7 protein-coding genes and 1 pseudogene are annotated in these 22,677 nt (G+C 72.8%); 1 reads left to right on the forward strand and 7 read right to left on the reverse strand.

All coding sequences use genetic code 11. The annotated features are described in order from the left end of the window. Positions 1 to 54: 54 nt before the first annotated feature. The 7 genes and pseudogenes from OHT74_RS41390 to OHT74_RS41420 form a co-directional block, all read right to left on the reverse strand. Positions 55 to 3,162: a type I polyketide synthase gene (locus OHT74_RS41390; protein WP_328623568.1), complete on the reverse strand. Its 3,108-nt coding sequence runs from the start codon at positions 3,160 to 3,162 to the stop codon at positions 55 to 57. 5 nt (positions 3,163 to 3,167) lie between these two features. Beyond that, positions 3,168 to 9,731: a type I polyketide synthase gene (locus OHT74_RS41395; RefSeq protein ID WP_328623569.1), complete on the reverse strand. Its 6,564-nt coding sequence runs from the start codon at positions 9,729 to 9,731 to the stop codon at positions 3,168 to 3,170. A gap of 9 nt (positions 9,732 to 9,740) precedes the next feature. Continuing rightward, positions 9,741 to 15,236: pseudogene (locus OHT74_RS41400) on the reverse strand (SDR family NAD(P)-dependent oxidoreductase); the annotation flags it as partial. Positions 15,237 to 15,319: 83 nt separating this feature from the next. Continuing rightward, positions 15,320 to 18,463 (reverse strand): type I polyketide synthase, encoded by a 3,144-nt coding sequence (locus tag OHT74_RS41405; protein WP_328623571.1) that lies wholly within the window; start codon positions 18,461 to 18,463, stop codon positions 15,320 to 15,322. A gap of 52 nt (positions 18,464 to 18,515) precedes the next feature. Beyond that, positions 18,516 to 19,253, reverse strand: a complete 738-nt coding sequence (locus OHT74_RS41410; protein WP_328623572.1) for a thioesterase II family protein — start codon at positions 19,251 to 19,253, stop codon at positions 18,516 to 18,518. Beyond that, positions 19,250 to 20,500 (reverse strand): cytochrome P450, encoded by a 1,251-nt coding sequence (locus tag OHT74_RS41415; RefSeq protein WP_266674338.1) that lies wholly within the window; start codon positions 20,498 to 20,500, stop codon positions 19,250 to 19,252. The genes OHT74_RS41410 and OHT74_RS41415 overlap by 4 nt, the downstream gene beginning before the upstream one ends. Further along, positions 20,497 to 20,733, reverse strand: a complete 237-nt coding sequence (locus OHT74_RS41420) for a phosphopantetheine-binding protein (protein ID WP_266674336.1) — start codon at positions 20,731 to 20,733, stop codon at positions 20,497 to 20,499. Before OHT74_RS41420 ends, OHT74_RS41415 begins: the two co-directional genes overlap by 4 nt. 452 nt (positions 20,734 to 21,185) lie before the next feature. Between OHT74_RS41420 and OHT74_RS41425 the strand changes: the two genes are divergently transcribed. Beyond that, complete coding sequence (locus OHT74_RS41425; RefSeq protein ID WP_328623650.1) at positions 21,186 to 22,640, forward strand: FAD-dependent monooxygenase; 1,455 nt, start codon at positions 21,186 to 21,188, stop codon at positions 22,638 to 22,640. The last annotated feature ends 37 nt before the right edge of the window (positions 22,641 to 22,677 follow it).

The following is a 22,677-nucleotide window of genomic DNA, read 5'->3' on the forward strand; positions in this document are numbered from 1 at the left end:
CGGGCGGGACACACCGCTGTGGAGCTTGCGGTGTGTCCCGCCGGCGGGACATTCCTACGCGGCCATCGAGGACGTGACGTGGTCGGCGATCCGCCGCGGTGACGGGAACTTCAGGACCAGGTTCGCCCGCAGCTTGAGTCCGGTCGATGCGGTCAGACGCTTGCTCAGCTCCACCGACAGCAGCGAGTCGAATCCGATCTCCTTGAACTCCTGGTCGGGGTCGAGCGACGCGCTGGACGGGTGCCCGAGCACGACGGCGACCTTCTCGAGGACGTGCTCGAGCACGAGCGCCTTCGCGTCGTCCCCGGAGAGGGCGGCGAGCCGGTCCGGCAGGGGCACGAGGTGGTCGTCGCCTGCCGGAGCATCGGTCGAGGGCACCTCCGCCGCCACCGCCGTCTGCGAGGAGTTCAGCCAGTACCGCTGCCGCTGGAACGCGTACGTCGGGAGGTCCACCCGCTCGCGCGTCCCGAACAGGGCGTCCCAGTCCACCGACCCGCCCCGGACGTGGAGCTGGGCCAGCGAGCCGACCACGGCCTCCACCTCGTCCCGGTCCCGCCTCGAGGAGGACAGGACCAGCGCGTCGTCCACGTCCTCGACGATCTCCTGCACCGGGACGGTCAGAACGGGGTGCGGGCTCATCTCGACGAACACCCGGAAACCGTCCTCGGCCAGCCGCTGGACGGAGGTTTCGAAGAGGACCTTTTCGCGCAGGTTGTCGTACCAGTAGTCGCCGTTCAGCCGTGCGGTGTCGATGACCTCGCCGTAGAGGGTGGAGTAGAAGGGCAGCGCCGACGTCTTCGGGCTGACGTCGGACAGCGGGCCGATCACCTGCTCGCGGACCCGGGTCACATGGTGGGAGTGCGAGGCGTAGTCGACCGAGATCCTCCGGGCCTGGGCGCCGTCGGCCTTCATCTTCTCGACGAATTCGTCGAGCGCGTCCGGCTCCCCGGACACCACCACGGAGCGGGGCCCGTTGACAACGGCGATGCTCAGCTGGTCGCCCCACGGAGCGAGACGTTCCGCTACGACGTCCGCGGACTCCGCGACCGATGCCATCCCGCCGTGACCGATCAGGTCCACCAGAGCCAGGCTGCGGAGCGCCACGATCTTGGTGGCGTCCCTCAGCGACAGCGCACCGCAGACGTGGGCGGCGGCGATCTCGCCCTGGCTGTGTCCGACCACCGCGGCCGGTTCCACACCCCAGGAGCGCCACAGGGCGGCCATGGACACCATCACCGAGAACAGCGCCGGCTGGACCACGTCCACCCGGTCCAGCGACGGCGCCCCCTCCACCCCGCGCACCACGTCGAGCAGCGACCAGTCGACCCATTCGGACAGTGCGGCCCCGCACGCGTCGAGGCTCTGTGCGAAGACGGGGAACGTGTCGTACAGCTGCCGGCCCATGCCGACCCACTGCGACCCCTGCCCGGGGAACATGAAGGCGACACCGCCGAGTTTCCCGGCGGCTGCGCGCACCACCGCGGGGGACTCCGCGCCTTCGCCCAGCGCCGTCAGAGCGCTCAGGAGTTCGTCGCGGCCGCGGCCCAGCACGACCGCACGGTGGTCGAACCGCGACCGGCTCGACAGCAGCGACGCGCCGATGCCGGCGATGTCCGCCCGCGGGTCGGCAGCGAGGAAGTCGCGCAGCTTGCCCGCCTGGCCCTGCAGGGCGGCCGCGCTCTTGGCCGACACCACCCAGGGCACCAGCCCGCCGACGACGCCCGGGACCGGAGCCCGCTCGTCCGCCTGCTCCTGCTGCGGAGCCTCTTCAAGGATCACGTGCGCGTTGGTGCCGCTGACGCCGAACGAGGACACCCCGGCCCGGCGCGGACCGTCGGCCCGGGTCCACTCACGGCCCTCGGCCAGCAGTTCGACCCCGCCGGAGGACCAGTCGACGTGCCGCGTGGGCGCGTCCACGTGCAGGGTCTTCGGCAGGTACCCGTGGCGCATGGCCATCACGGCCTTGATGACTCCGCCGACCCCGGCGGCGGCCTGGGCGTGACCCATGTTCGACTTCAGGGATCCCAGGAAGAGCGGCCTGCCCTCGGCCCGGTCCTTCCCGTAGGTCGCCAGCAGGGCGTCCGCCTCGATGGGATCGCCCAGGGTGGTTCCGGTGCCGTGGGCTTCGACCAGGTCCACCTCGGAGGCCTTGACCCCCGCGTTCGCCAGTGCCCGCCGGATCACCTTCTCCTGGGCGCGGCCGTTGGGAGCGGTCAGCCCGTTGCTGGCCCCGTCCTGGTTCACGGCGGAACCGCGGACGACGGCGAGCACCGGGTGGCCGTTGCGGCGGGCGTCGGACAGCCGCTCCAGGAGCAGCACGCCCACGCCCTCGGCCCAGCCGGTCCCGTCGGCTCCGTCCGCGAAGGCCTTGCACCTGCCGTCGGCCGACAGGGCGCCCTGGCGGGCGAACTCCACGAAGGCCGCGGGCGTCGACATCACCAGCGCCCCGCCGGCCAGCGCGAGCGAGCACTCCCCCGCACGCAGTGACTGCACCGCCATGTGCAGGGCCACCAGCGAGGACGAGCACGCCGTGTCCAGGGACACCGCCGGCCCGGTCAGCCCCAGCTCGTACGCCACCCGGCCGGACGCGACGCTCAGCGAGCTGCCGTACAGCAGGTAGCCCTCCAGCTCGCTCTGGCCCGCCTCCAGGAATCGCCACCCGTACTCGGTGGAGCTCACACCGGAGAAGACGCCGACCTCCGCCCCGCGTACGTCGGCGGGGACGATGCCGGCGCGCTCGAAGGCCTCCCACGACGTCTCCAGCAGCAGGCGCTGCTGCGGATCGGTCGCCAGTGCCTCGCGCGGGCTGATGCCGAAGAAGTCCGCGTCGAAGCCGGCGGCGTCGGCCAGGAACCCTCCCTGGCGCACGTATGCGCTGCCGACGGCGTCGCGGTCCGGGTCGTACACGTCCCGCCACCCGCGGTCCGTCGGGAACCCGTCCACGACGTCCCGGCCGCTGCGGATCACCTCCCACAGCTCCTCGGGCGACGAGACGCCTCCCGGGTAGCGGCAGGCCATGGACACCACGGCGATCGGCTCGCCACGGCCGGCCTTCAGGGCGTCGTTCTCCTGGCGCAGGCGGTCGCGCTCCTCCAGCAGCGCACGGAGCGCCCGCTGGACCCGGTCCCCGCCCTCCGCCGTCTGATCCGCGGAGTTGGTCATGTCACTTACCTCTTCTCATCCAGAGCCAGGTCGAGCAGCGCGTCCAGGTCCAAGTCCGACAGTTCGTCCGCGGCGGTGTCCGCGTCCGCCGCGGCTGCGTCGCCGTTCGCCCGGGGCGGGTTGGCGCACGCCAGGACCAGCTCCAGGAGACCTGCGCTGCGCAGGCCGTCGATCGAGACGTTCCGCAGCACTTCGCGGATCGCAGCGTCCTCGTCCGCGCTCGCGTCCGCCTCGGGTCGCAGCAGGCCGAGCAGGTGCAGGCCCAGCTCGCGCGGTGTGGGGTAGCTGAAGACGAGGGTGGACGCCAGGCGCAGTCCGGTCGAGGCGGCCAGGCGGTTGCACAGTTCGACCGCGGTCAGCGAGTCGAATCCGAGCTGGGTGAACGCCTGGTCGGCGTCGACGGCCGCGCCGGACGGGTGTCCGAGCACGATGGCCGCCTGGTCGCGGATCCAGTCCACGGCCGCTACCTCGGCCTCGTCCGCCGGCAGGGTGACCAGCCTGGCGGACAGGTCCGCAGAGCCGCCGTCCTTGGGCGTGCCCGCCCTGCCCCGGCGCGGACGGGCGCCGTCGACGAGGCCGCGCAGCAGCAGCGGCAGCTCGTCGGCTGCCTTGTTCCGCAGCCCGGCGACGTCCACCCGGGCCGGGACGAGGACCGGCCTGCCGCTCGCACACGCCGAGTCGAACAGGGCCAGAGCCTCGGGCGTCGGCATCGGGGCGATGCCCATCCGCCGGAGCCGGGAGAGATCGGCCTGGTCCAGGTCCTCGGTCATGCCGCTGCTCTGCTCCCACCAGCCCCAGCACAGCGAGGTGCCGACCAGGCCGGATGCGCTGCGCTGCGCCGCCAGACCGTCCAGGAAGCCGTTCGCCGCGGCGTAGTTCGCCTGTCCTCCGGTGCCGAGCGTGCCGGCGAGGGCGGAGAACTGGACGAACGCCGACAGGTTGTGCTCCCGGGTCAGCTCGTGCAGGTTGGCCGCACCGCCGACCTTGGCGCGCAGCACGTGGTCGAGGCTCTCCGCGGTCAGCGATTCGACGGTGCCGTCCGCCAGGACGCCCGCCGCGTGGACGACCGCGGTCAGCGGGTACCGGGGGGGCATGTCCGCGAGCAGGTCCGCCAGGGCAGCCCGGTCCGCGATGTCGCATGCCACGACCCGGACGGCGGCGCCGGCCTCCTCGAGGTCCGAGACCAGCTCGGGAACGCCGTCGGCCGCCGTTCCCCGACGGCTCGCCAGCACCAGGCTCCGTACGCCGTGTTCGGCGACGAGGTGCCGCGCCACCAGCGAACCGACGCCGCCGGTACCGCCGGTGACGAGCACGGTGCCGCCGCCGAAGCCGCCGCTCAGGTCGAAGACCAGCTTGCCGACGTGGCGGCCTTGGCTCATCTCGCGGAACGTCGCGCGGGCTTCGCGGATGCTGCGGACGGAGATCGGGCCGAGCTGCACCTGTCCGTCGGCGAACAGCTCCATGACGTCGCGGAACATCTCGTGGATGGTGTCCGGGCCCGCCGTGCCGTAGAGGTCGAAGGCCTGGTAGTCGACGCCGGGGTGGTCGGCCGCGACCTGCCGGGGGTCGCGGATGTCCGTCTTGCCCATCTCGATGAAGTTGCCGCCGCCCGGCAGCAGCTTCAGGGAGGCGTCGACGAAGGTGTGTGCGAGGGAGTTGAGTACGACGTCGACACCGCGGCCGCCGGTGGCTTCGAGGAACTTCTCCACGAACTCCAGGTCGCGCGAGGACGCCAGGTGCGCGTCGTCGAGGCCCATGCCGCGCAGCGCGGGCCACTTGGCCGGGCTGGCGGTGGCGTAGACCTCGGCGCCCAGGTGCTTGGCCAGCTGGACGGCGGCCGTTCCGACGCCGCCGGCCGCTGCGTGGATGAGGATGCGCTGCCCCTTCTGCAGCTTCATCACGTGGAAGAGCGCGTAGTAGGCAGTGAGGAAGGTGCTCGGCATGGAGGCCGCCTCGGCGTGGCTCCAGCCGTCGGGGACGGGGGCCAGCAGGCGGTGGTCGGCCACGGCCACCCGGCCGAAGGAGCCGTTGAAGATGCCGGTCACCCGGTCGCCCGGGGCAAGGCCGGCCACGTCGTCCGCGACCTCCAGCACGATGCCCGCGCCCTCGCTGCCGAGCCCGGAGTCGAAGTCCGTCCGGTCGATGAGGCCCAGGGCGATCGTGACGTCGCGGAAGTTGAGGCCGGCGGCCTGGACGGCGATGCGGACCTGCCCGGCCTCCAGGGGCGCCGCCACCTCGGGGCACGCGACCCACGTCAGGTTCTCCAGCGTGCCCGCCTTCGCGATGCCCAGCCGGTACGCGCCGTCCGCCGGGGCCTCGAGCTGGTGGCCGGCAGGCGCGGCCTGCGCCATCCGCGGCACGAGGAACGTACCGCCGCGCAGCGCCAGCTGGTCCTCACCGAGGGCGAGGGCGTCCGCGAAGGCCTCCCACGAGGTCTCCTCGTCGTCGATGTCTACGAGCCGGAACCGGCCGGGGTGCTCGGTCTGGGCGGAGCGGATCAGGCCCCACACGGACGCGCCGGGCAGGCTCTCGACGTTGTCCCCCGCGCCGGCGGCCTGCGCCAGGCGGGTGAGCACGACCAGCGTGGACGCGGCGAGCCGGTCCTCGGCGAGGAACCGCTGGACCCAGTCCAGCACGTGTTTGTCCGCGTCGCCGACCGTGGTGAGCAGGTCGTCGCCGGGGGCGACGGCGTCGTCGAGGCACAGGACGAGGTGGCAGGGGGCGTCGGCGGCGAGGACCTCGCCGAGGGACGCGTACAGCGAGACGCTGCCGTCGCCCGCGGCGACGAGCCGGGCGGCCCGGCCGGTCTCCGCGCCGATGACGCCCCACTGCGCGCGGCCGGCGTCCGGCGCGGCCTCCGGGGCCGGGCGCCAGTCCAGTGCGTACAGGGACTGCTCGCGGCCGCCGCGCGCCGAGCGGACCTGCTCGGCGCCGGCCGGGCGGAACGTCAGCGCGTCGACGTGGGCGATCTCGCGGCCGTGCTCGTCGGCGATCACGAGGGACACGACGCCTTCGGCGGCCGGGGTGAGCTTGACGCGCACGGTCGGGCCGCACTCCCCGGCGAGGTGCACGCCGGACCAGGCGAAGGGCATCCAGCCCTGGTCGCCCGTCACGGTGATGACGCCGCCGACGACGACGGCGTGCAGCACGGTGTCGATCAGCGCCGGGTGCAGGGCGAACCCGCCGTCGGCGCCTTCCGGCAGGGTGGCGAGGGCGAACAGGTCGTCGCCCTTGCGCCAGACCTCGCGCAGTCCGCGGAACAGCGGGCCGTAGTCGAAGCCGCCGTCCGCAAGGGAGTCGTAGAGGCCGTCGAAGCCGATCTGCTCGGCCCCGGCCGGCGGCCACGCGGCGAGCGCGCGGGCGTCGTCGGCCCGGTCGGCGTCCTGCGGGGCCCCGGGCGCCAGGCTGCCCATGGCGTGCCGGGTCCAGCCGCCGGCACCGGCGGCGTTCTCGGCGGGACGCGAGTACACGTCCAGGGAGCGGCGGCCGCTCTCGTCCGCGGCGCCGACGACGACGCGCACCTGCACGTCGCCCGTGTCGGGGAGGATCAGCGGGACTTCGAGGGAGAGCTCCTCGACGAAGGCGCAGCCGACGTGCTCGCCCACCGACAGCGCCAGGTCCATGTAGGCGGTCGCCGGGACGACGACCGAGTCGAACACGGCGTGGTCGGCGATCCACTCGTGGGTCTGCACGGACCACAGGTCGGTGAACACCAGCTCGTCGGTGCCGGGGTGCTCCACCACGGCGCCCAGCAGCGGGTGCTCCGCGGCGGACAGCCCGGCGGAGGTCACGTCCGCGGACGCGAGGCCCGAGAGGAAGTCCATCCAGTAGCGCTGGTGCTGGAACGCGTACGTCGGGAGGTCGACGCGCTCCTGCGTGCCGAACAGGGCGGCCCAGTCCGCGGCGGCGCCCAGGACGTGCAGGTCGGCGAGCGCGCCGACCAGGCCCTGCGCCACACCGCGGTCGCGGCGCGCCGAGGCCACCACGGCGGCGTCGTGCACGCCCTGCGCGGCGAACGCGTCCTTGGTGAGGCCGGCGAGCGTGGAGCCGGGGCCGACCTCGACGAAGACGTTCGCGCCGGCCGCGCGGGCGCGCTCCACGGCGTCGTGGAAGCGCACGGGCTCGCGGACGTGGTCGACCCAGTGGGCGACGGAGGTCAGCTCCCGGAGGGTGGCCTCGCGGCCCAGCAGCGTAGAGACGACCGGGACCGACAGCTCGCCGCCCATGGGCAGCGCGCGCAGCGCCAGTTCGAACTCCTCCAGGACCGGGCCCATCAGCGGGGAGTGGAACGCGTGGTCGACGGGGAGCAGTTTCGCCGACCGGCCGTCGGCGACGAGCCGGTCGCGCAGGTCGTGGACCTCGTCGCGCAGGCCCGAGACCACCACCGACTCCGGGCCGTTGACGGCGGCGATGCCGGTACGGGTGTACGGGCGCAGCAGCGCGGCGACTTCGGCTTCCGACGCGCGGACCGCCAGCATGGCGCCGGGCTCGGTGACGGCCTGCATGGTGCGGCCGCGGGCGGCCACGATGCGGGTCGCGGTGTCCAGGTCGAAGGCTCCGGACACGTGGGCGGCGGCGATTTCGCCGACGGAGTGGCCGATCAGGTGGGTCGGCTGCGGGCCGTACTGGCTGAGGAGCCGGTAGAGGGCGACCTGCAGGGCGAACAGCGCGGGCTGCATGACGTCCGTGCGCTCGCGGCCCTCGGGCTCGTCGGCGAGGAGCAGGGGCTTGAGGTCGAAGGGGAGGTGCGCGTCGAAGCGCGCGCAGACCTCGTCGAGGGCCTCGGCGAAGACGGGGAAGGTGTCGTACAGCTCGCGGGCCACGCCGGTCCATTTCGAGCCCTGGCCCGGGAACATGAAGGCGGAGCCGCCCGGCTCGCCGGCCGCGCCGCGCACCACGGCGGGGGACTCGGCGCCCTCGGCCAGCTTCGCGAGGGCGTCCAGCAGGTCGTCCCGGCCGCTGCCCAGCACCACGGCGCGGTGCTCGAACTGCGCCCGGCCGCAGACCAGCGAGGCTCCGATGGCGGCGAGGTCCGCCGCCGGGTCGGCGGCGACGAACGCGCGCAGCTTCTCGGCCTGCGCCCGCAGCGCCTGCTCGGACCGCGCCGACAGCGCCCACGGCACGAGGCCCGAGGTGCCGGCCGGCACCCGGTCGGCGGCGTCGGGGGCCGGCTGCGGCTCGGGAGCCTGCTCGAGGATCAGGTGGGCGTTGGTGCCGCTGGCGCCGAAGCTGGACACGCCGGCCCGGCGGGGCCGGCCCGGGGCGGTGGTCCACTCGCGGGCCTCGGTCAGCAGTTCGACCGCGCCGGCCGTCCAGTCGACGTGCGTCGAGGGCTGGTCCACGTGCAGCGTCTTGGGCATGACGCCGCGCTGCATCGCCATGATCATCTTGATGATGCCGCCGACGCCGCCCGCCGCCTGGGTGTGGCCGATGTTCGACTTCAGGGAGCCCAGCCACAGCGGGTTGCCCGGCTCGCGCTCCTGCCCGTAGGTGGCCAGCAGCGCCTGCGCCTCGATGGGGTCGCCGAGCGTGGTACCGGTGCCGTGCGCCTCGACCACGTCGACGTCGCCCGCCTGCACCCGGGCGTTGGCCAGCGCGGCGCGGATGACGCGCTGCTGCGCCGGGCCGCTCGGTGCGGTCAGGCCGTTGGAGGCGCCGTCCTGGTTGATGGCGGAGCCGCGGATGACCGCCCAGATCTTGCGGCCGCCCCGCTGCGCGTCGGAGAGCCGCTCCAGGACCAGCATGCCGACGCCCTCGGAGAAGCCGGTGCCGTCCGCCGCGTCGGCGAACGCCTTGCACCGGCCGTCCGCCGCCAGGCCGCCCTGGCGCGCGAACTCGCGGAGCACCTGCGGCATCGCCATGACGGTGACGCCGCCGGCCAGCGCCAGGCCGCACTCGCCCTGGCGCAGCGACTGCACCGCCTGGTGCACCGTCACGAGCGAGGACGAGCACGCGGTGTCGGTGGACACCGCCGGGCCCTCCAGGCCCAGCGCGTACGACACGCGGCCGGACGCGACGCTCAGCAGGGAGCCGATCTGCGCGTAGCCCGAGATGTTCTCGGGGGTGAAGTAGTGGTTGCCGTACCCGAAGTAGGCGATCCCGGCGAAGACGCCGGTGCTGGTGCCGCGCAGGGAGTGCGGGTCGATGCCGGCCCTCTCCAGGGACTCCCACGAGGTCTCCAGCAGGAGCCGCTGCTGCGGGTCGGAGGCCAGCGCCTCGCGCGGGTTGATCTCGAAGAAGTCGGCGTCGAAGTCGCCCGCGTCATGGAGGAAGCCGCCTTCCCGCGTGTAGCAGGTGCCCGGCCGCTCGCGCTGCGGGTCGTAGAGGTCCTCCAGGTCCCAGTAGCGGTCCTCGGGGAACTCCGAGATGACGTCCGCGCCCGCCTGCACCAGGTCCCACAGTGCCTCCGGGGACGCCGCCCCACCCGGGAAGCGGCAGGCGACGCCCACCACGGCGATGGGCTCGGCGGCGGCCTCGGTCAGCTCCTTCAGTCGCTTGCGCGTTTCGATCAGCTCGATCGACGTCCGCTTGAGGTACTCGAGAACTTCGGCGTTGTTGTCGTTTGTCATCGCTCTCCCCTAGCCGAGCTCTTTGTCCAGTAGCGCGAGAAGGTCTCCCGCCGAGGCCGAACTGATCTGGTCGACGATGCCGACCGGTGCTCCGGCGCTCACCAGCGAACGGACTCGGCCCTGCAGCTCGCCGAGCAGAGTGGAAATGGTGTTCTTGTCCTCGTCCGCGAGCTCGAGGAACGCCTCCTCCAGCCGGGCGCCCAGTCCGTTGATCTCCTGGGCCAGGTGATCGGCCGGAGATTGCGGGGCGGCACCGGAGCCGGGGGTGATACGCGCGTTCAGGAACTGCGCGAGGGCGGTGGGGTTCGGGTGGTCGAACACCAGCGTGGACGGCAGCTTCAGGCCGGTCACCGCCGACAGCTTGTTCCGCAGCTCCAGGGCGGTGAGCGAGTCGATCCCCAGTTTCCTGAACGTCGCAGCGGGAGTGATCCGCCGGGCGTCCGGGTGGCCGAGGACGATCGCGGTCTGCGCCCGGACGGCATCGAGCAGCACCGCCTCCGCGTCGGCCGGCGCCAGCGACGCCAGCTGCTGCGCGAGTGCGCTGTCGGTGGACTCCCGGCTCCCCGGGCCGCCCGGTCCGGCAGGCGTCCCGTTCAGGGCGCGCAGGAGCGGTGAAGCCGCGCCCGGTGCCGCGAGGTTCAGCCGCGCCGGCACCAGGACCGGCTCGTCCAGCGAGATCGCCGCGTCGAAGAGCGCGAGGCCCTCCTGCGAAGCCATCGGCAGCACACCCTGCCGCTGGAGGCGTACGACGTCCGTGTCGCCGATGTCGGCGACCATCTCGCTGCGTTCGGCCCAGAAGCCCCAGCACAGCGAGGTGGCCGGCAGGCCATCGGCCCGACGGGTCTCCGCGAGGCCGTTGAGGAACGCGTTGGCCGCCGCGTAGTTGGCCTGTCCTGCGGTCCCGAGCACGCTCGCGATCGAGGAGAACAGCACGAACGCGGACAGGTCCAGATGGCGGGTCAGCTCGTGCAGGTGCCAGGCACCGTTCACCTTGGGCGCGAGGACCGTGTTCACGCGATCCTCGGTCAGCGCCTCGACGACCCCGTCGGCCAGCACGCCCGCGCAGTGGATCACCGCGGTCAGCGGGTGCTCGGACGGCACCCCGGCGATCAGCTCTGCGACGGAGTCACGGCTCGCGACATCGCAGGCCACGACCTCGACCTGCGCTCCCGCCCCGGCCAGCTCCTCCTGCAGACCTGCCGCCGCCGGGGCCGCCAGGCCCCGCCTGCTGGTCAGCACCAGCCGGCGCACGCCGTGGCGCTCCACGAGGTGCCGGGCCAGCATCGCGCCCAGGCCGCTGGTGCCGCCCGTGATCAGCACCGTCCCGGACCCGAGGGCGGGAAGGTCCGCCTGCCCGCCGAGGGCTCCGGAACCGGCGGACGCACCGTGGGCGCGGGCCAGTTCCGGCGTGGTCACCTCGCCGGCCCGGATCTTGAGCTGGAGTTCTCCGCTTTCGGCCGCTGCGGGGATGCAGGCCCACGAAGCGGGCCGGCCGTCCGTGTCCACGAGCGTGAACCGGCCCGGGTTCTCGGTCTGCGCGGTGCGTACGAATCCCCAGACCGCGGTCGCCGCGGGGTCGGGGCGGGGCACCTGCTCGTCGTGGATCGCGTCCTGCGTCACGACGACCAGGCGGGAGTCGGCGAACCGGTCGTCGGCGAGCCAGTCCTGCGTCCACCGCAGGACACGGTGGAGGTTGCGCTCGACGGCGGCGGGTGTGTCGTCGCCGTCCGTGCCCGTCCGGTCGATGCCGGCGATGACGATCGGGGGTATCCCGCTGCCGGAGGCGGCGAGTTCCCCGAGGTCGGCGAAGACCTCTGCGCCCTCTTCCAGGGCCCCGGCGGGTGCGCCCAGCACCGCGTACCGGCCCGTGGCGTGACCGGAGGGGACCGCGAGGGGGGCCCAGTCCACCTGGAACAGCGCGTCCTGGTGGTCGAAGCTCAGCGCGGTCAGCTTCTGGACGTCCGCGGGCCGCAGGGTCAGCGATGCGACGCCGCCGACGGGGGCTCCGTTCTGGTCCGCGAGGGTCACGGACAGCGTGTTCTCCCCCGCGGGCGCCAAACGGACGCGCAGTACGGCCGGCTCGGCGGAGTTCACGCGGATGCCGGTGCAGCGCAGCGGCAGCCAGCCCTCGGGCCGGGAGTTGTCGACGAACTGCCCCAGGCCGACCGGGAGCAGCGCGGCGTGGAGCAGCGCCGGGTGGATCCGGTACCGGCTGCGGTCCGCGCCGTCGGCGGCGGGCAGCTCCACCTCCGCGAACAGGGCCTCGCCCTGGCGCCAGACCTTCTGCAGGCCGCGGAACAGGGGTCCGTAGCCGAACCCGAGGGCGGACAGGCGGGCGTATTCGTCCTCGAAGGGCACGGCGACCGCGCCCGCGGGAGGCCACGCGACGAGGCTTTCCTGCGCGGGGGTGCGTCCGGTGTCGGACCCGACGACGCCGACGGCGTTGCGCGTCCACCCGGTGTCGCCCTCGCCCCGGGAGTGCACGCTGATCACGCTCTTGCCGTCGACCACGACGCGGATCTCGCGCTCGGCCGTCCGGGAGAGGACCAGCGGCGTTTCCAGGGTGAGTTCGTCGACGACGTCGCCCCCCGCCTTGTGCGCGGCCCAGACCGCCATCTCCAGCAGCGCGGTTGCCGGCACCAGGACGGCGCCGTGGACCACGTGGTCGGCGAGCCACGGCTGGCGCTCCAGGGACAGCCGCCCGCTGCCCACGACTCCGCCGTTCTCCCCGTCATCGGGCAGATCGATCACGGCGTCGAGCAGCGGGTGGTCCGACGTGCTCCCGGTGGCGGTGGTCTCGGAGGGTGCGTTCAGCCAGTAACGCTGCCGCTGGAAGGCGTACGTGGGCAGCTCGACCCACGGGCCGTCCCAGCCCTGGAACGCCCTCTCCCAGGGCACCTCGGCGCCGGCCACGAAGGCCTCGGCCGCCGACCGGTGGAAGCGCGCGAGGCTGCCCTCGCCGCGGCGCAGCGTACCCACGACGGCTGCCTCGACGCCCGCGCTGTCCAGGGTCTGTTCCACGCCGATCGTCAGGACGGGGTGGGCGGACGCCTCGACGAAGAAGCGGAAGCCCTGTTCGGCCAGAGCCCGGGTCGCCTCCTCGAAGCGGACCGTCTGCCGCAGGTTGGTGTACCAGTACTCGGCGTCCATGCAGGTCGTGTCGAGCCAGTCGGCCGTCACGGTCGAGAAGAACGGCACCTCGGCCGTACGCGGCCGGAGCCCCGCCAGCACCCGGCGCAGTTCGCCGTCGATGGCCTCCACGTGCCGGGAGTGCGAGGCGTAGTCCACCGGAACCCGGCGGGCCCGCACCTCGTCCGCCTCGCAGGCGGCGAGCAGTGCATCGAGCTCGGCCACGTCGCCCGACACCACGACGGACGACGGCCCGTTGACGGCCGCGACCGACAGCCCGTCCGTCAGACGTGCGCGCACGTCCTGCACCGGAAGCGCGACCGACACCATGCCGCCGCGCCCCGACAGGGCCAGGATCGCCTTCGAGCGGAGCGCCACCACCTTCGCGGCGTCCTCGATCGACAGGGCGCCGGCGACGCACGCGGCGGCGATCTCGCCCTGGGAGTGGCCCACGACGGCCGCGGGCTGCACCCCGTACGAGCGCCACACCTCGGCCAGCGACACCATCACGGCCCACAGCACGGGCTGTACGACGTCCACGCGTTCCAGCGCGTCGGCATCGCCGAGCACGTCGTGGAGGGACCAGTCGACGTGCGGCGACAGCGCGTCCGCGCACTCCTGCATGCGGCGCGCGAACACCGGGGAGGACTCCCACAGTTCGCGCCCCATCTCGACCCACTGCGACCCCTGGCCCGGGAACACGAACACCGTCTTGCCCACCGGCTTCGCGACTCCGGACACCACACCGGCGGCGCCGCTCTCGTCGCCCGCGGCAGCGGCGGTCAGAGCGGCGAGCAGCTCGTCCCGGTCGGCGCCGATGACCACCTGGCGGTGCTCGAACAGGGATCGCGTCGTCACCAGCGAACGTCCCACGCCCGCGAGCGGGAGGTCCGCGTCCGCGGCGACGCTGTCGCGCAGCCGCAGAGCCTGCTCGCGCAGCGCCTCCGCCGACCGCGCCGACAGCACCCACGGCACCGCGGCGGGGGCCGGTCGGGCCGTGGTCTGCCCGGGGGCCTGCTCGAGGGTCTCGGGTGCCTGCTCGAGGATCAGGTGCGCGTTGGTGCCGCTGATGCCGAAGGCGGAGATGCCGGCCCGCCGGGGGCGTCCCGGTGCGCTGGTCCACTCCCGGGCCTCGGTCAGCAGCTCGACCGCGCCGGACGTCCAGTCCACGTGCGTCGACGGACGGTCCACGTGGAGCGTCTTGGGCAGCACGCCGTGGCGCAGCGCCATGGTCATCTTGATGATGGCGCCGACGCCTGCGGCCGCCTGCGTGTGGCCGATGTTGGACTTCAGGGAGCCGAGCCACAGCGGGCTGTCCTGGTCGCGGTCCTGCCCGTAGGTGGCGAGCAGCGCTTCCGCCTCCATGGGGTCGCCCAGCCTCGTGCCGGTCCCGTGCGCCTCCACCGCGTCGACGTCGCTCGCCTGCAGCCCGGCATCGGCCAGGGCTGCCCGGATGACCCGGCGCTGGGCCAGTTCGTTCGGCGCGGTGAGGCCGTTGGAGGCCCCGTCCTGGTTGGTCGCCGAGCCGCGGATCACGGCCAGGATGCGACGCCCGTTGCGCTGCGCGTCCGAGAGCCGCTCGAGGACGAGCATGCCCGCGCCCTCGGAGAAGCCGGTGCCGTCGGCCGCGTCCGCGAACGCCTTGCACCGCGCGTCGTCCGACAGGCCGCGCTGGCGGCCCATCTCCACGAGCAGTCCCGGGGTCGGCATGGCCGACACGCCGCCGGCCAGCGCCAGCGTGCACTCCCCGGACCGCAGGGACCGGACGGCCTGGTGGACGGCGACGAGCGAGGACGAGCAAGCGGTGTCGGTGGACAACGCCGGGCCCTCGAGGCCGAGTACGTACGCCACCCGGCCCGAGGCGACGCTGGGGAGCGTGCCGGTGAGCTGGAAGCCCTCGACCTCGCCGGCTGCCGCGCCGCCCATCCGCGGGCCGTAGTCGGTGGTGTAGATGCCGGTGAACACGCCGGTCGCCGAGCCTCGCAGCGCGGCCGGGTCGATGCCCGCCCGTTCCAGCGCTTCCCACGACGTCTCCAGCATCAGCCGCTGCTGCGGGTCCATCGCGAGCGCCTCGCGCGGGCTGATGCCGAAGAACGGCGCGTCGAACTCCGCGAGGCCGTGCAGGAACCCGCCCGAGCGCGTGTTCGTCGTCCCGGGCGCCTCGGGATCCGGGGAGTACAGCGCCTCCACGTCCCATCCGCGGTCCAGCGGGAACTCGGTGATCGCGTCCACACCGTCGGACACGACTCCCCACAGCCCTTCGGGGGACGTCACCCCACCCGGGAAGCGACACCCCACACCCACGACCGCGATGGGCTCGCGAGCGGACTCCTCCAGCTCGCGCACCCGCTCGCGCAGGTCCTGCGCATCGCCGACGGCGCGTCGCAAGTAGGACCGGAGCTTGTCGACATCCTCCACCAGGGCCTCCCCCAACCAGTGACTCAGAAGAACAGGTGTGGCTACACGTAGCCGCGTTCGATCATTTCGTACAAATCGTCATCACTGCGACTTTCCAGACTCTGGCTCTCCAGACTCGGGCTTTCCACGCCCGGGCTGTCCGGATGCGCAGCCTCCACCGTTTCCGGGGCCTCGGCCGCCTGCGGCTCGAGGAGGGAGAAGACGTGGTGGGCGAGCTTCTGCGGAGTGGGGTAGGTGAACGCGACGGTGGCCGGGAGCCGCACTCCGGCCACCGTGGTGAGCCGGTTGCGGAGCGCCACGGCCGTCGAGGAGTCGAAGCCCAGCACCTTGAAGGTCTCGGTCGACCTCGCCTCGAGATAGGCGAACGTCCGATCCGCGTCCTTCGCACTCAGCAGCGCCGCCGTTTCGGCGCACACGAGGGTCAGGACCGATGATTCCGACCCCAGGTACGCCGCCCTGGTGCTCGCGTCCGGTCCGCTCGCCTGCGCGGCGGGGCTGTTCGTGGCTTCGGTGCCGTCGGGCGCCGTCAGCCAGTACCGCTGCCGCTGGAACGCGTAGGTCGGCAGGCCGATCCTGCGCGGCCGGTCCGCGGTGAACACCGCCTTCCAGTTCACCGGCACACCGCGTACGTGCAGTGCGGCCAGCGACGCCAGGACCTGGCCCGCGCTCCCGTCGCGCTTGTGCAGGGTGCTCACCACGACAGGCGGGGTCGCCAGCGCGTAGGCGGCCTCCTCCATCGCCACCTGGAGCACGGGGTGCGGGCTGACCTCCACGAACACGCCGCCGTGGTCCTGCATCAGGCCTTCGACGACCTCGCCGAAGCACACCATCGAGCGCAGGTTGTCGTACCAGTACGAGGCGTCGAGCACGCGGGTGTCGAGCAGTCCGCCGGTGACCGTGGAGTGGAACTTCACCGCCGACTCCCGCGGCGAAAGACCCGCGGTGTCCTCGAGCAGACGGTCGCGGATGGCTTCGACGTGGTGGGAGTGCGAGGCGTAGTCCACCTTGACCCGGCGCACCCGGACGTCCTCGCCGGACGCCATCGCGGCGAACTCGTCCAGTGCCGCGCCGTCTCCGGCGATCACCACCGAGGCCGGCCCGTTGACGGCGGCCACGGAGAGCCTCCCCGACCACTGCTCCAGCCGGTCGTGGACCCATGCGGAGGGCGCGGCCACCGCGCTCATCCCGCCGCCCAGGCCGGCCAGTTCGATCAGTGCCCGGCTGCGCAGGGCCACGATCCGGGCCGCGTCCTCGAGCGACAGGGCGCCCGACACGCACGCCGCGGCGATCTCGCCCTGCGAGTGGCCCACGACGGCGTCGGGGACCACGCCGAGGGAGCGCCACACCTGCGCCAGCGACACCATCATCGCGAACAGCGCCGGCTGGACCACGTCCACCCGCTCCAGCGAGGCGGCCGTGTCCGCTCCGGTCAGCACGTCCACAAGCGACCAGTCCACGTACGGGGCCAGGGCCTGCGCGCACGCGTCGACCGAGCGCGCGAAGACCTCCGACTCCGCGTACAGCTGCCTGCCCATGCCCAGCCACTGCGACCCCTGGCCGGGGAACACGAAGACGACGGGGCCCGGCGACCCCGTGGCCACTCCGCGAACCGCCCGCGCCGAGTCCTCGCCCGCCGCGATCAGGTCGAGACCGGCCAGCGACTCCTCGCGGTCAGCGCTCAGTACCACCGCGCGGTGGTCGAACGTCGAGCGCGTCGACACCAGTGAGTGCCCCACATCGGCCGACGACAGCGATGCGTCCGCGGCCACGAGCTCCCGCAGCCGCGCCGCCTGCTCGCGCAGCGCCGCCTCCGACCGCGCCGACAGCACCCAGGGCAGCACCCCGGATGTGCCCGCGGAGGTCGGGGCCTCGTCCGTGGCGCGGGGTTCCGTCCGCGCCTCGGGGGCCTGTTCGAGGATCACGTGCGCGTTGGTACCGCCCATGCCGAACGCCGACACGCCTGCCCGGCGCGGCCGGCCGGGCTCGCCCGGCCAGGGCCGCGCGGCGCGCAGGACCTCGAAGTCCTCGTGGAAGTCCGCGATGGCGGGGTTCGGAGAGCGGAAGTTCAGGCTCGGCACCAGGTGGGCGCGGTCGATGCAGAGCGCTGCCTTCACGAAGCCGACGATCCCGGCGGCCGGCTCCAGGTGCCCGACGTTCGTCTTCACCGAGCCGATGGCCAGCGGGCGGCTGCGGCCGGATTCCCGGATCACCTCGCGCAGGCCGGATGTCTCGGCCGGGTCGCCCATGCGTGTGCCGGTGCCGTGGGCCTCGACGTAGTCGACGCCGTCGAAGGGGACACCGGCGCGTCCGAGGGCGGACAGCACGGCCGCGGCCTGCCCGCTGGGGCTGGGATCCGGCATCCGGGTGGACGCTCCACCGCTGCCGACGCCCCAGCCGCGCACCACCGCGTAGATGTGGTCACCGTCGGCGACGGCGAGGTCGAGCCGCTTCAGCAGGACGAACGCCCCGCCCTCTCCCCGGGCGAAACCGCTGGCCCGTTCGTCGAAGGTGAAGCAGCGGCCGTCGGGCGACAGGGCGCCCAGATTCGCCAGGCCGAGTCCCGCTTCCGGATCGACGATCAGGTGCACGCCGCCCGCGATCGCCATGTCGACCGCGCCGCTGCGAATCCGGTCGCACGTCAGCGCCAGCGACACGAGTGAGGAGGACTGGCCCGAGTCCGCGCAGAAACTCATGCCGCGGACGTCGAACAGGCTCGAGATCCGGTTCGCGATCAGCGCACCGCTCGAGCCGAGCGCGGCGTAGTGGTCGTCCTGGTCGCTGCCGGACCGCTTGCGCAGCAGCTCGTACCCGGAGGGCCCGCTGCCGACCACGACGTCGATCTCGCGGCCCGCGAGCGCGGCCGCCGGGATCCGGGCGTCTTCGACGGCCTCCCAGGCGAGCTCCAGCCCCAGCCGCTGCACGGGGTCCATGGCGGCCGCTTCCGCGCCGCCCGCTGCGAAGAACTCCGCGTCGAACCCGTCGATGGAGTCGAGGAACGAGCCCGAGTTCAGGGTGTCGGCGTCCGGGTGGGACATGTGGTTCGAGTCGGCCGCCCGGCGCTCGGGGAACTTTCCGACGGTCGACTCCCCGTCGAGCAGCAAGCGCCAGAACTCACCCGGGTCGTTCACACCGGGAAAGCGGCACGACATCCCGATGACGGCAATATCGGCGGCTGCGCCACTCATACGAATTCCTTCCGGTTCCCTCGGCATACGGCTCTTTCGGGCTGCACTGCTTTCACCGCCAACAGGTCAACAACTTCTGCAGCTCGTCCGGCGCGTCCATGAAGTCGTAGTGGCCGCCGCCGACAACCCGGAATTCGACCGAATCCGAGTACTGACGCCACCCCTGGAGCTCGTCGAGGCTCACGTCGGGGTCGTCCTGCCAGTGCAGGACGACGATGGGGCAGTCCACCTTGACCGGCTCCGGCCGCCGGTACGCGCCCGCGGCGGCGTGGTCGCGGAGCAGCACGAACATGCCCATGTCGATCATGTCCGGCCGCGGCTCGATCCCACGGCTGCGGACGAACGACTCCAGCTCGGCGCGCAGCTCGGGCTCGGACATGGTGAGCATCCGGTCGCGCGAGGCGTCGTGCGGGGCCGGCTGGCCCGACACGACGAGGCAGTCCGGGCCGCGCAGGCCGAGTTCGGCGAGCCGCAGGACGGTCTCGTACGCCGGCATCGCACCCGCGCAGTGCGCGAAGAACGCGTACGGGCGGTCGAGCAGCGGCTCCAGCGGTTCGACCAGGCTCGCGGCCAGGTTCTCGTAGGTGCCGTAGTGCGGGTGGCCCAGCCGGTTCTCGCGGCCGGGGAACTGCACCGGGCAGATCTCGACGTCGTCGATCGCGGCAGGCCAGGCACTGAACGCCGAAGCCCCGGACCCGGAGAAGGGGAAGCAGAAGATCCGGGCGGGGTGGTCGGCGGACGGCGGCCGGACGAACCACGGCGAGGCGGCGGTGGTGGAGCCGGTGGTCATGGCGTCTGCCGTTTCTTGCCGACGATGGGGAGGTGGGTCATCCCGGCGATGAAGTACGACCGCAGGTGCTGCGGTTCGCCGGCGAGCTCGATCGATTCGAAGCGCTGGAGCAGCTCCTCGAAGAAGATGCGCAGCGTCATCCGGGCCAGCGGCGCCCCGATGCAGAAGTGCGTCCCGAACCCGAACGCGGCCTGGCGCTTGGCACCTTCGCGCGTGATGTCGAACGTGTGCGGGTCGGGGAACAGGGACTCGTCCCGGTTGGCCGAGCCGATCCACGCCACGACCGCGCCGCCGGCCGGGATCACGCCCCCGCCGATCTCGACGTCGTCCACCGCGTACCGCATGAAGTTGCACGCGGCCGAGGTCCAGCGCAGCCCTTCCTCGACCAGGTTCGGGACCAGCGAGAGGTCGGACGCCGCCTTGTCGTACTGCACGGGCCGCTCGATGAGCGCCTGCACGGTGCCGGAGACGGTGTGCGGCGTCGTCACGTTGGCGCCCAGGAGGATGCTGTAGCCGTCGAGGGCGATCTCCTCGTCGGAGAGCGGCGTGCCTCCCGGAGCGACACTCATGAGGTGGTGGAGCAGGCTTTCGCCCTCCTCGCCGGTCGCCCGGCGGGTCTTGACCCACTCCTTGACGTAGGTGACGAGCTCGTGGTGGGAGATGGCCAGGGTCGCGGCCTCGCTGCCCATCTGGAAGTGCGGGTCCGAGGGAGCCGTCACCATCGCGGTCAGCTGGACGAGCTCGGCCCAGTCCTTCTCCGGGATGCCCAGGAGCGGGCCCGTGACCATCGCCGGGAGGAGCAGCGCCTTCTCGGCCAGGTCGAAGGTCTCGCCGTCGAGCGCCGGCTCGAGGAAACCCACGACCGTGCGTCGGATGGAGTCCTCCCAGGACTTCACCGCACGCGCCGTGAGCTTGGAGCCGAGCGGCCGGCGGACCTCGGTGTGCCGCGGCGGGTCGGTGGACGTCATCAGCACGCCGGCCGCGACGTCGTCCGTCCCGAGGTGGGTGGGCACGGTGCCGCGCTCGGAGGTGAACTCCCGGTGGTCGCTGAGCACGCGGCGGACGTCCTCGTAGCGGGTCACCGACCAGAACTCGCGGCCGTCCGGCAGGACCTGGTGGTGCAGGGGCGCCTCGGCCCGCATCACGTCCCAGATCGGGTGCGGATCGCCCGACGTGTAGAGGTCCAGGTCGAACAGGTCGACGCCGGCGAGGTCGATGTCGCGCCCGGGACCAGGCGTCAACCTCACGCCGCCGCCCTCCCCTGCTCGATCAGCTCGGCGACCCGGGCCGGGGTCTGTGCCAGGTAGAAGTCGCGCACGGACAGCTGGACGCCGTAGTTCTGCGACACCTGGTCGATGATCTTGATTCCGGTCAGCGAATTGCCGCCGAGCGTGAAGAAGTCGTCTTCCACCCCGACCTCGGGGCAGTCGAGGAGTTCCCTCCACAGCTCGGCGATTTCCTGCGCCAGCGTCGATTCCATTGCCACTCTTTCCTTCCTCCGCCGACCGGGAGTGCCCGCCCGCGTCATTTTCGGCCCGGTCTGCGGACCGACACCGCCATCACGACCACTGGGGCCTTTTTGCGCTGTCCCGCCGGCGAGACAAATTCTTTGAATGGCCGAATCGAGTGTCGCGTGAACACGCGACCGCTCACACCGTGTTGGTGGTCTCCGGTGCTCGCCGGCCGCTGGGGTTGAGCGTGGACCGGCGAGCCTGCACGCGACGTCCCTGTCCCGCCGGCGGGACAGGACAAGTTCGCCGGCGGCTCGTGTCGCCCCGGCACCGGCGTTCCTTGACCGGCTGATCCGCGTTCAGTGAACGTGGACGTGATTTAACGACGTTAGAGGCGCACTGGAACAGAGGGGGCAACGACGTGGGAAACACCGGCTTCGACACGGACGTGGTGATCGCGGGCGCCGGGCCGACGGGCCTGATGCTCGCCTGCGAGCTGCGGCTGGCGGGCGTCGACGTGGTGGTGGTCGAGCGGCTCGAGGAGCGCACGGGCGAATCGCGAGCCGGCGGGATCCACTCCCGCACCCTGGAGGTGCTGGACCAGCGGGGAATCCTGGACCGCTTCCTCGCGGTCGGCGAGCTCCAGCCGGTGGGCCACTTCTCCGGCCTTTATCTGGACTTCGACGAGTCGGAGTCGAGGCACCCCTACCCGCTGATGATCCTGCAGTCCGACATCGAGCGGCTGCTGGAGGAGTGGGCCGCCGAGCTCGGCGTGCAGGTCCGCCGCTCGTCCGAGGTGAGCGGGATCCACCAGGACCAGGACGGCGTGACGGTCGAACTGGGCACGGCGGACGCGGCACCGGCGACGCTGCGCGCCCGCTACCTCGTGGGCTGCGACGGCGGGCGCAGCACCGTGCGCAAGCTGGCGGGCATCGACTTCCCCGGCACCGAGGCGACGATGACCGCGCTGATCGGCGACGTCGAACTCCCCGATCTGCCCGAGGACTACGTCTGGGTGCGCCGCTGTGCAGGCGGCGACTACTCGGCGATCGCCTTCGAGCCGGGCTGGTACCGGGTGATCACCTCCGAGTACGACCGCGTCGCGGACCGCGACGCGGCCCCGACGTTCGAGCAGCTCCGGGAGTCCCTGATCAGGGTTGCGGGCACCGACTTCGGCATGCACAGCCCGCGGTGGGTCTCCCGGTTCAACGACGCCGCGCGGCAGGCCGCCGAGTACCGGCAGGGCCGGGTGCTGCTCGCGGGCGACGCGGCGCACATCCACTTCCCGGCCGGCGGGCAGGGGCTGAACATGGGCGTGCAGGACGCGGTCAACCTCGGCTGGAAGCTCGCCTCGGTGGTGCGCGGCCGGGCGCCCGAGAGCCTGCTGGACAGCTACCACGCCGAGCGCCACCCCGTCGGGGAGCGCGTCCTGCACAACACCCGGGCGCAGTCGGCCCTGGCCCGCCCCGGCGCACAGACGGACGCGCTGCGCGAGGTGTTCGGCTCGCTGATGGTGTTCGACGACGTCAACCGGCACCTGCGTCTCATGCTCACCGCACTGGACATCCGGTACCCGGTCGACGTCGACCACCCGCTGGCGGGCCGCCGGGTCCCCGACGCCGACCTCAAGACGCCCGAAGGCACCATCGGGGTCTACGACCTGCTGCACGCCGGCCGCCCCGTACTGCTCGACCTGAGCGGCAGCGCCGAGGTGGCGGCGGTCGCCAAGGGCTGGGCCGATCGCGTCGACCTCGTCGAGGCGCGCAGCGAGGACGACCAGTGGGCCGTCCCGGCCATCGACCAGGTACCGGCTCCCGCCGCACTCCTCATCCGCCCCGACGGCCATGTCGCCTGGGCGTCCGACGGCGGCGCGCCCGGCACCTCCGCGCTCCGGACCGCCCTCACCACCTGGTTCGGTCCGGCCCTGCAGGGCTGAGACACCACGACGGCGGCCGCCGGGACCCCTTCGGGTC

Origin of the sequence: Streptomyces sp. NBC_00354, from assembly GCF_036106915.1 — a bacterium.
Taxonomy (GTDB): domain Bacteria; phylum Actinomycetota; class Actinomycetes; order Streptomycetales; family Streptomycetaceae; genus Streptomyces.

Coding starts and splice junctions, on each gene's coding strand:
- OHT74_RS41390 (WP_328623568.1), bottom strand. CDS start 3,162: ATGACCAACTCCGCGGATCAGACGGCGGAGGGCGGGGACCGGGTCCAG.
- OHT74_RS41395 (WP_328623569.1), bottom strand. CDS start 9,731: ATGACAAACGACAACAACGCCGAAGTTCTCGAGTACCTCAAGCGGACG.
- OHT74_RS41405 (WP_328623571.1), bottom strand. CDS start 18,463: ATGAGTGGCGCAGCCGCCGATATTGCCGTCATCGGGATGTCGTGCCGC.
- OHT74_RS41410 (WP_328623572.1), bottom strand. CDS start 19,253: ATGACCACCGGCTCCACCACCGCCGCCTCGCCGTGGTTCGTCCGGCCG.
- OHT74_RS41420 (WP_266674336.1), bottom strand. CDS start 20,733: ATGGAATCGACGCTGGCGCAGGAAATCGCCGAGCTGTGGAGGGAACTC.
- OHT74_RS41425 (WP_328623650.1), top strand. CDS start 21,186: ATGCTCGCCTGCGAGCTGCGGCTGGCGGGCGTCGACGTGGTGGTGGTC.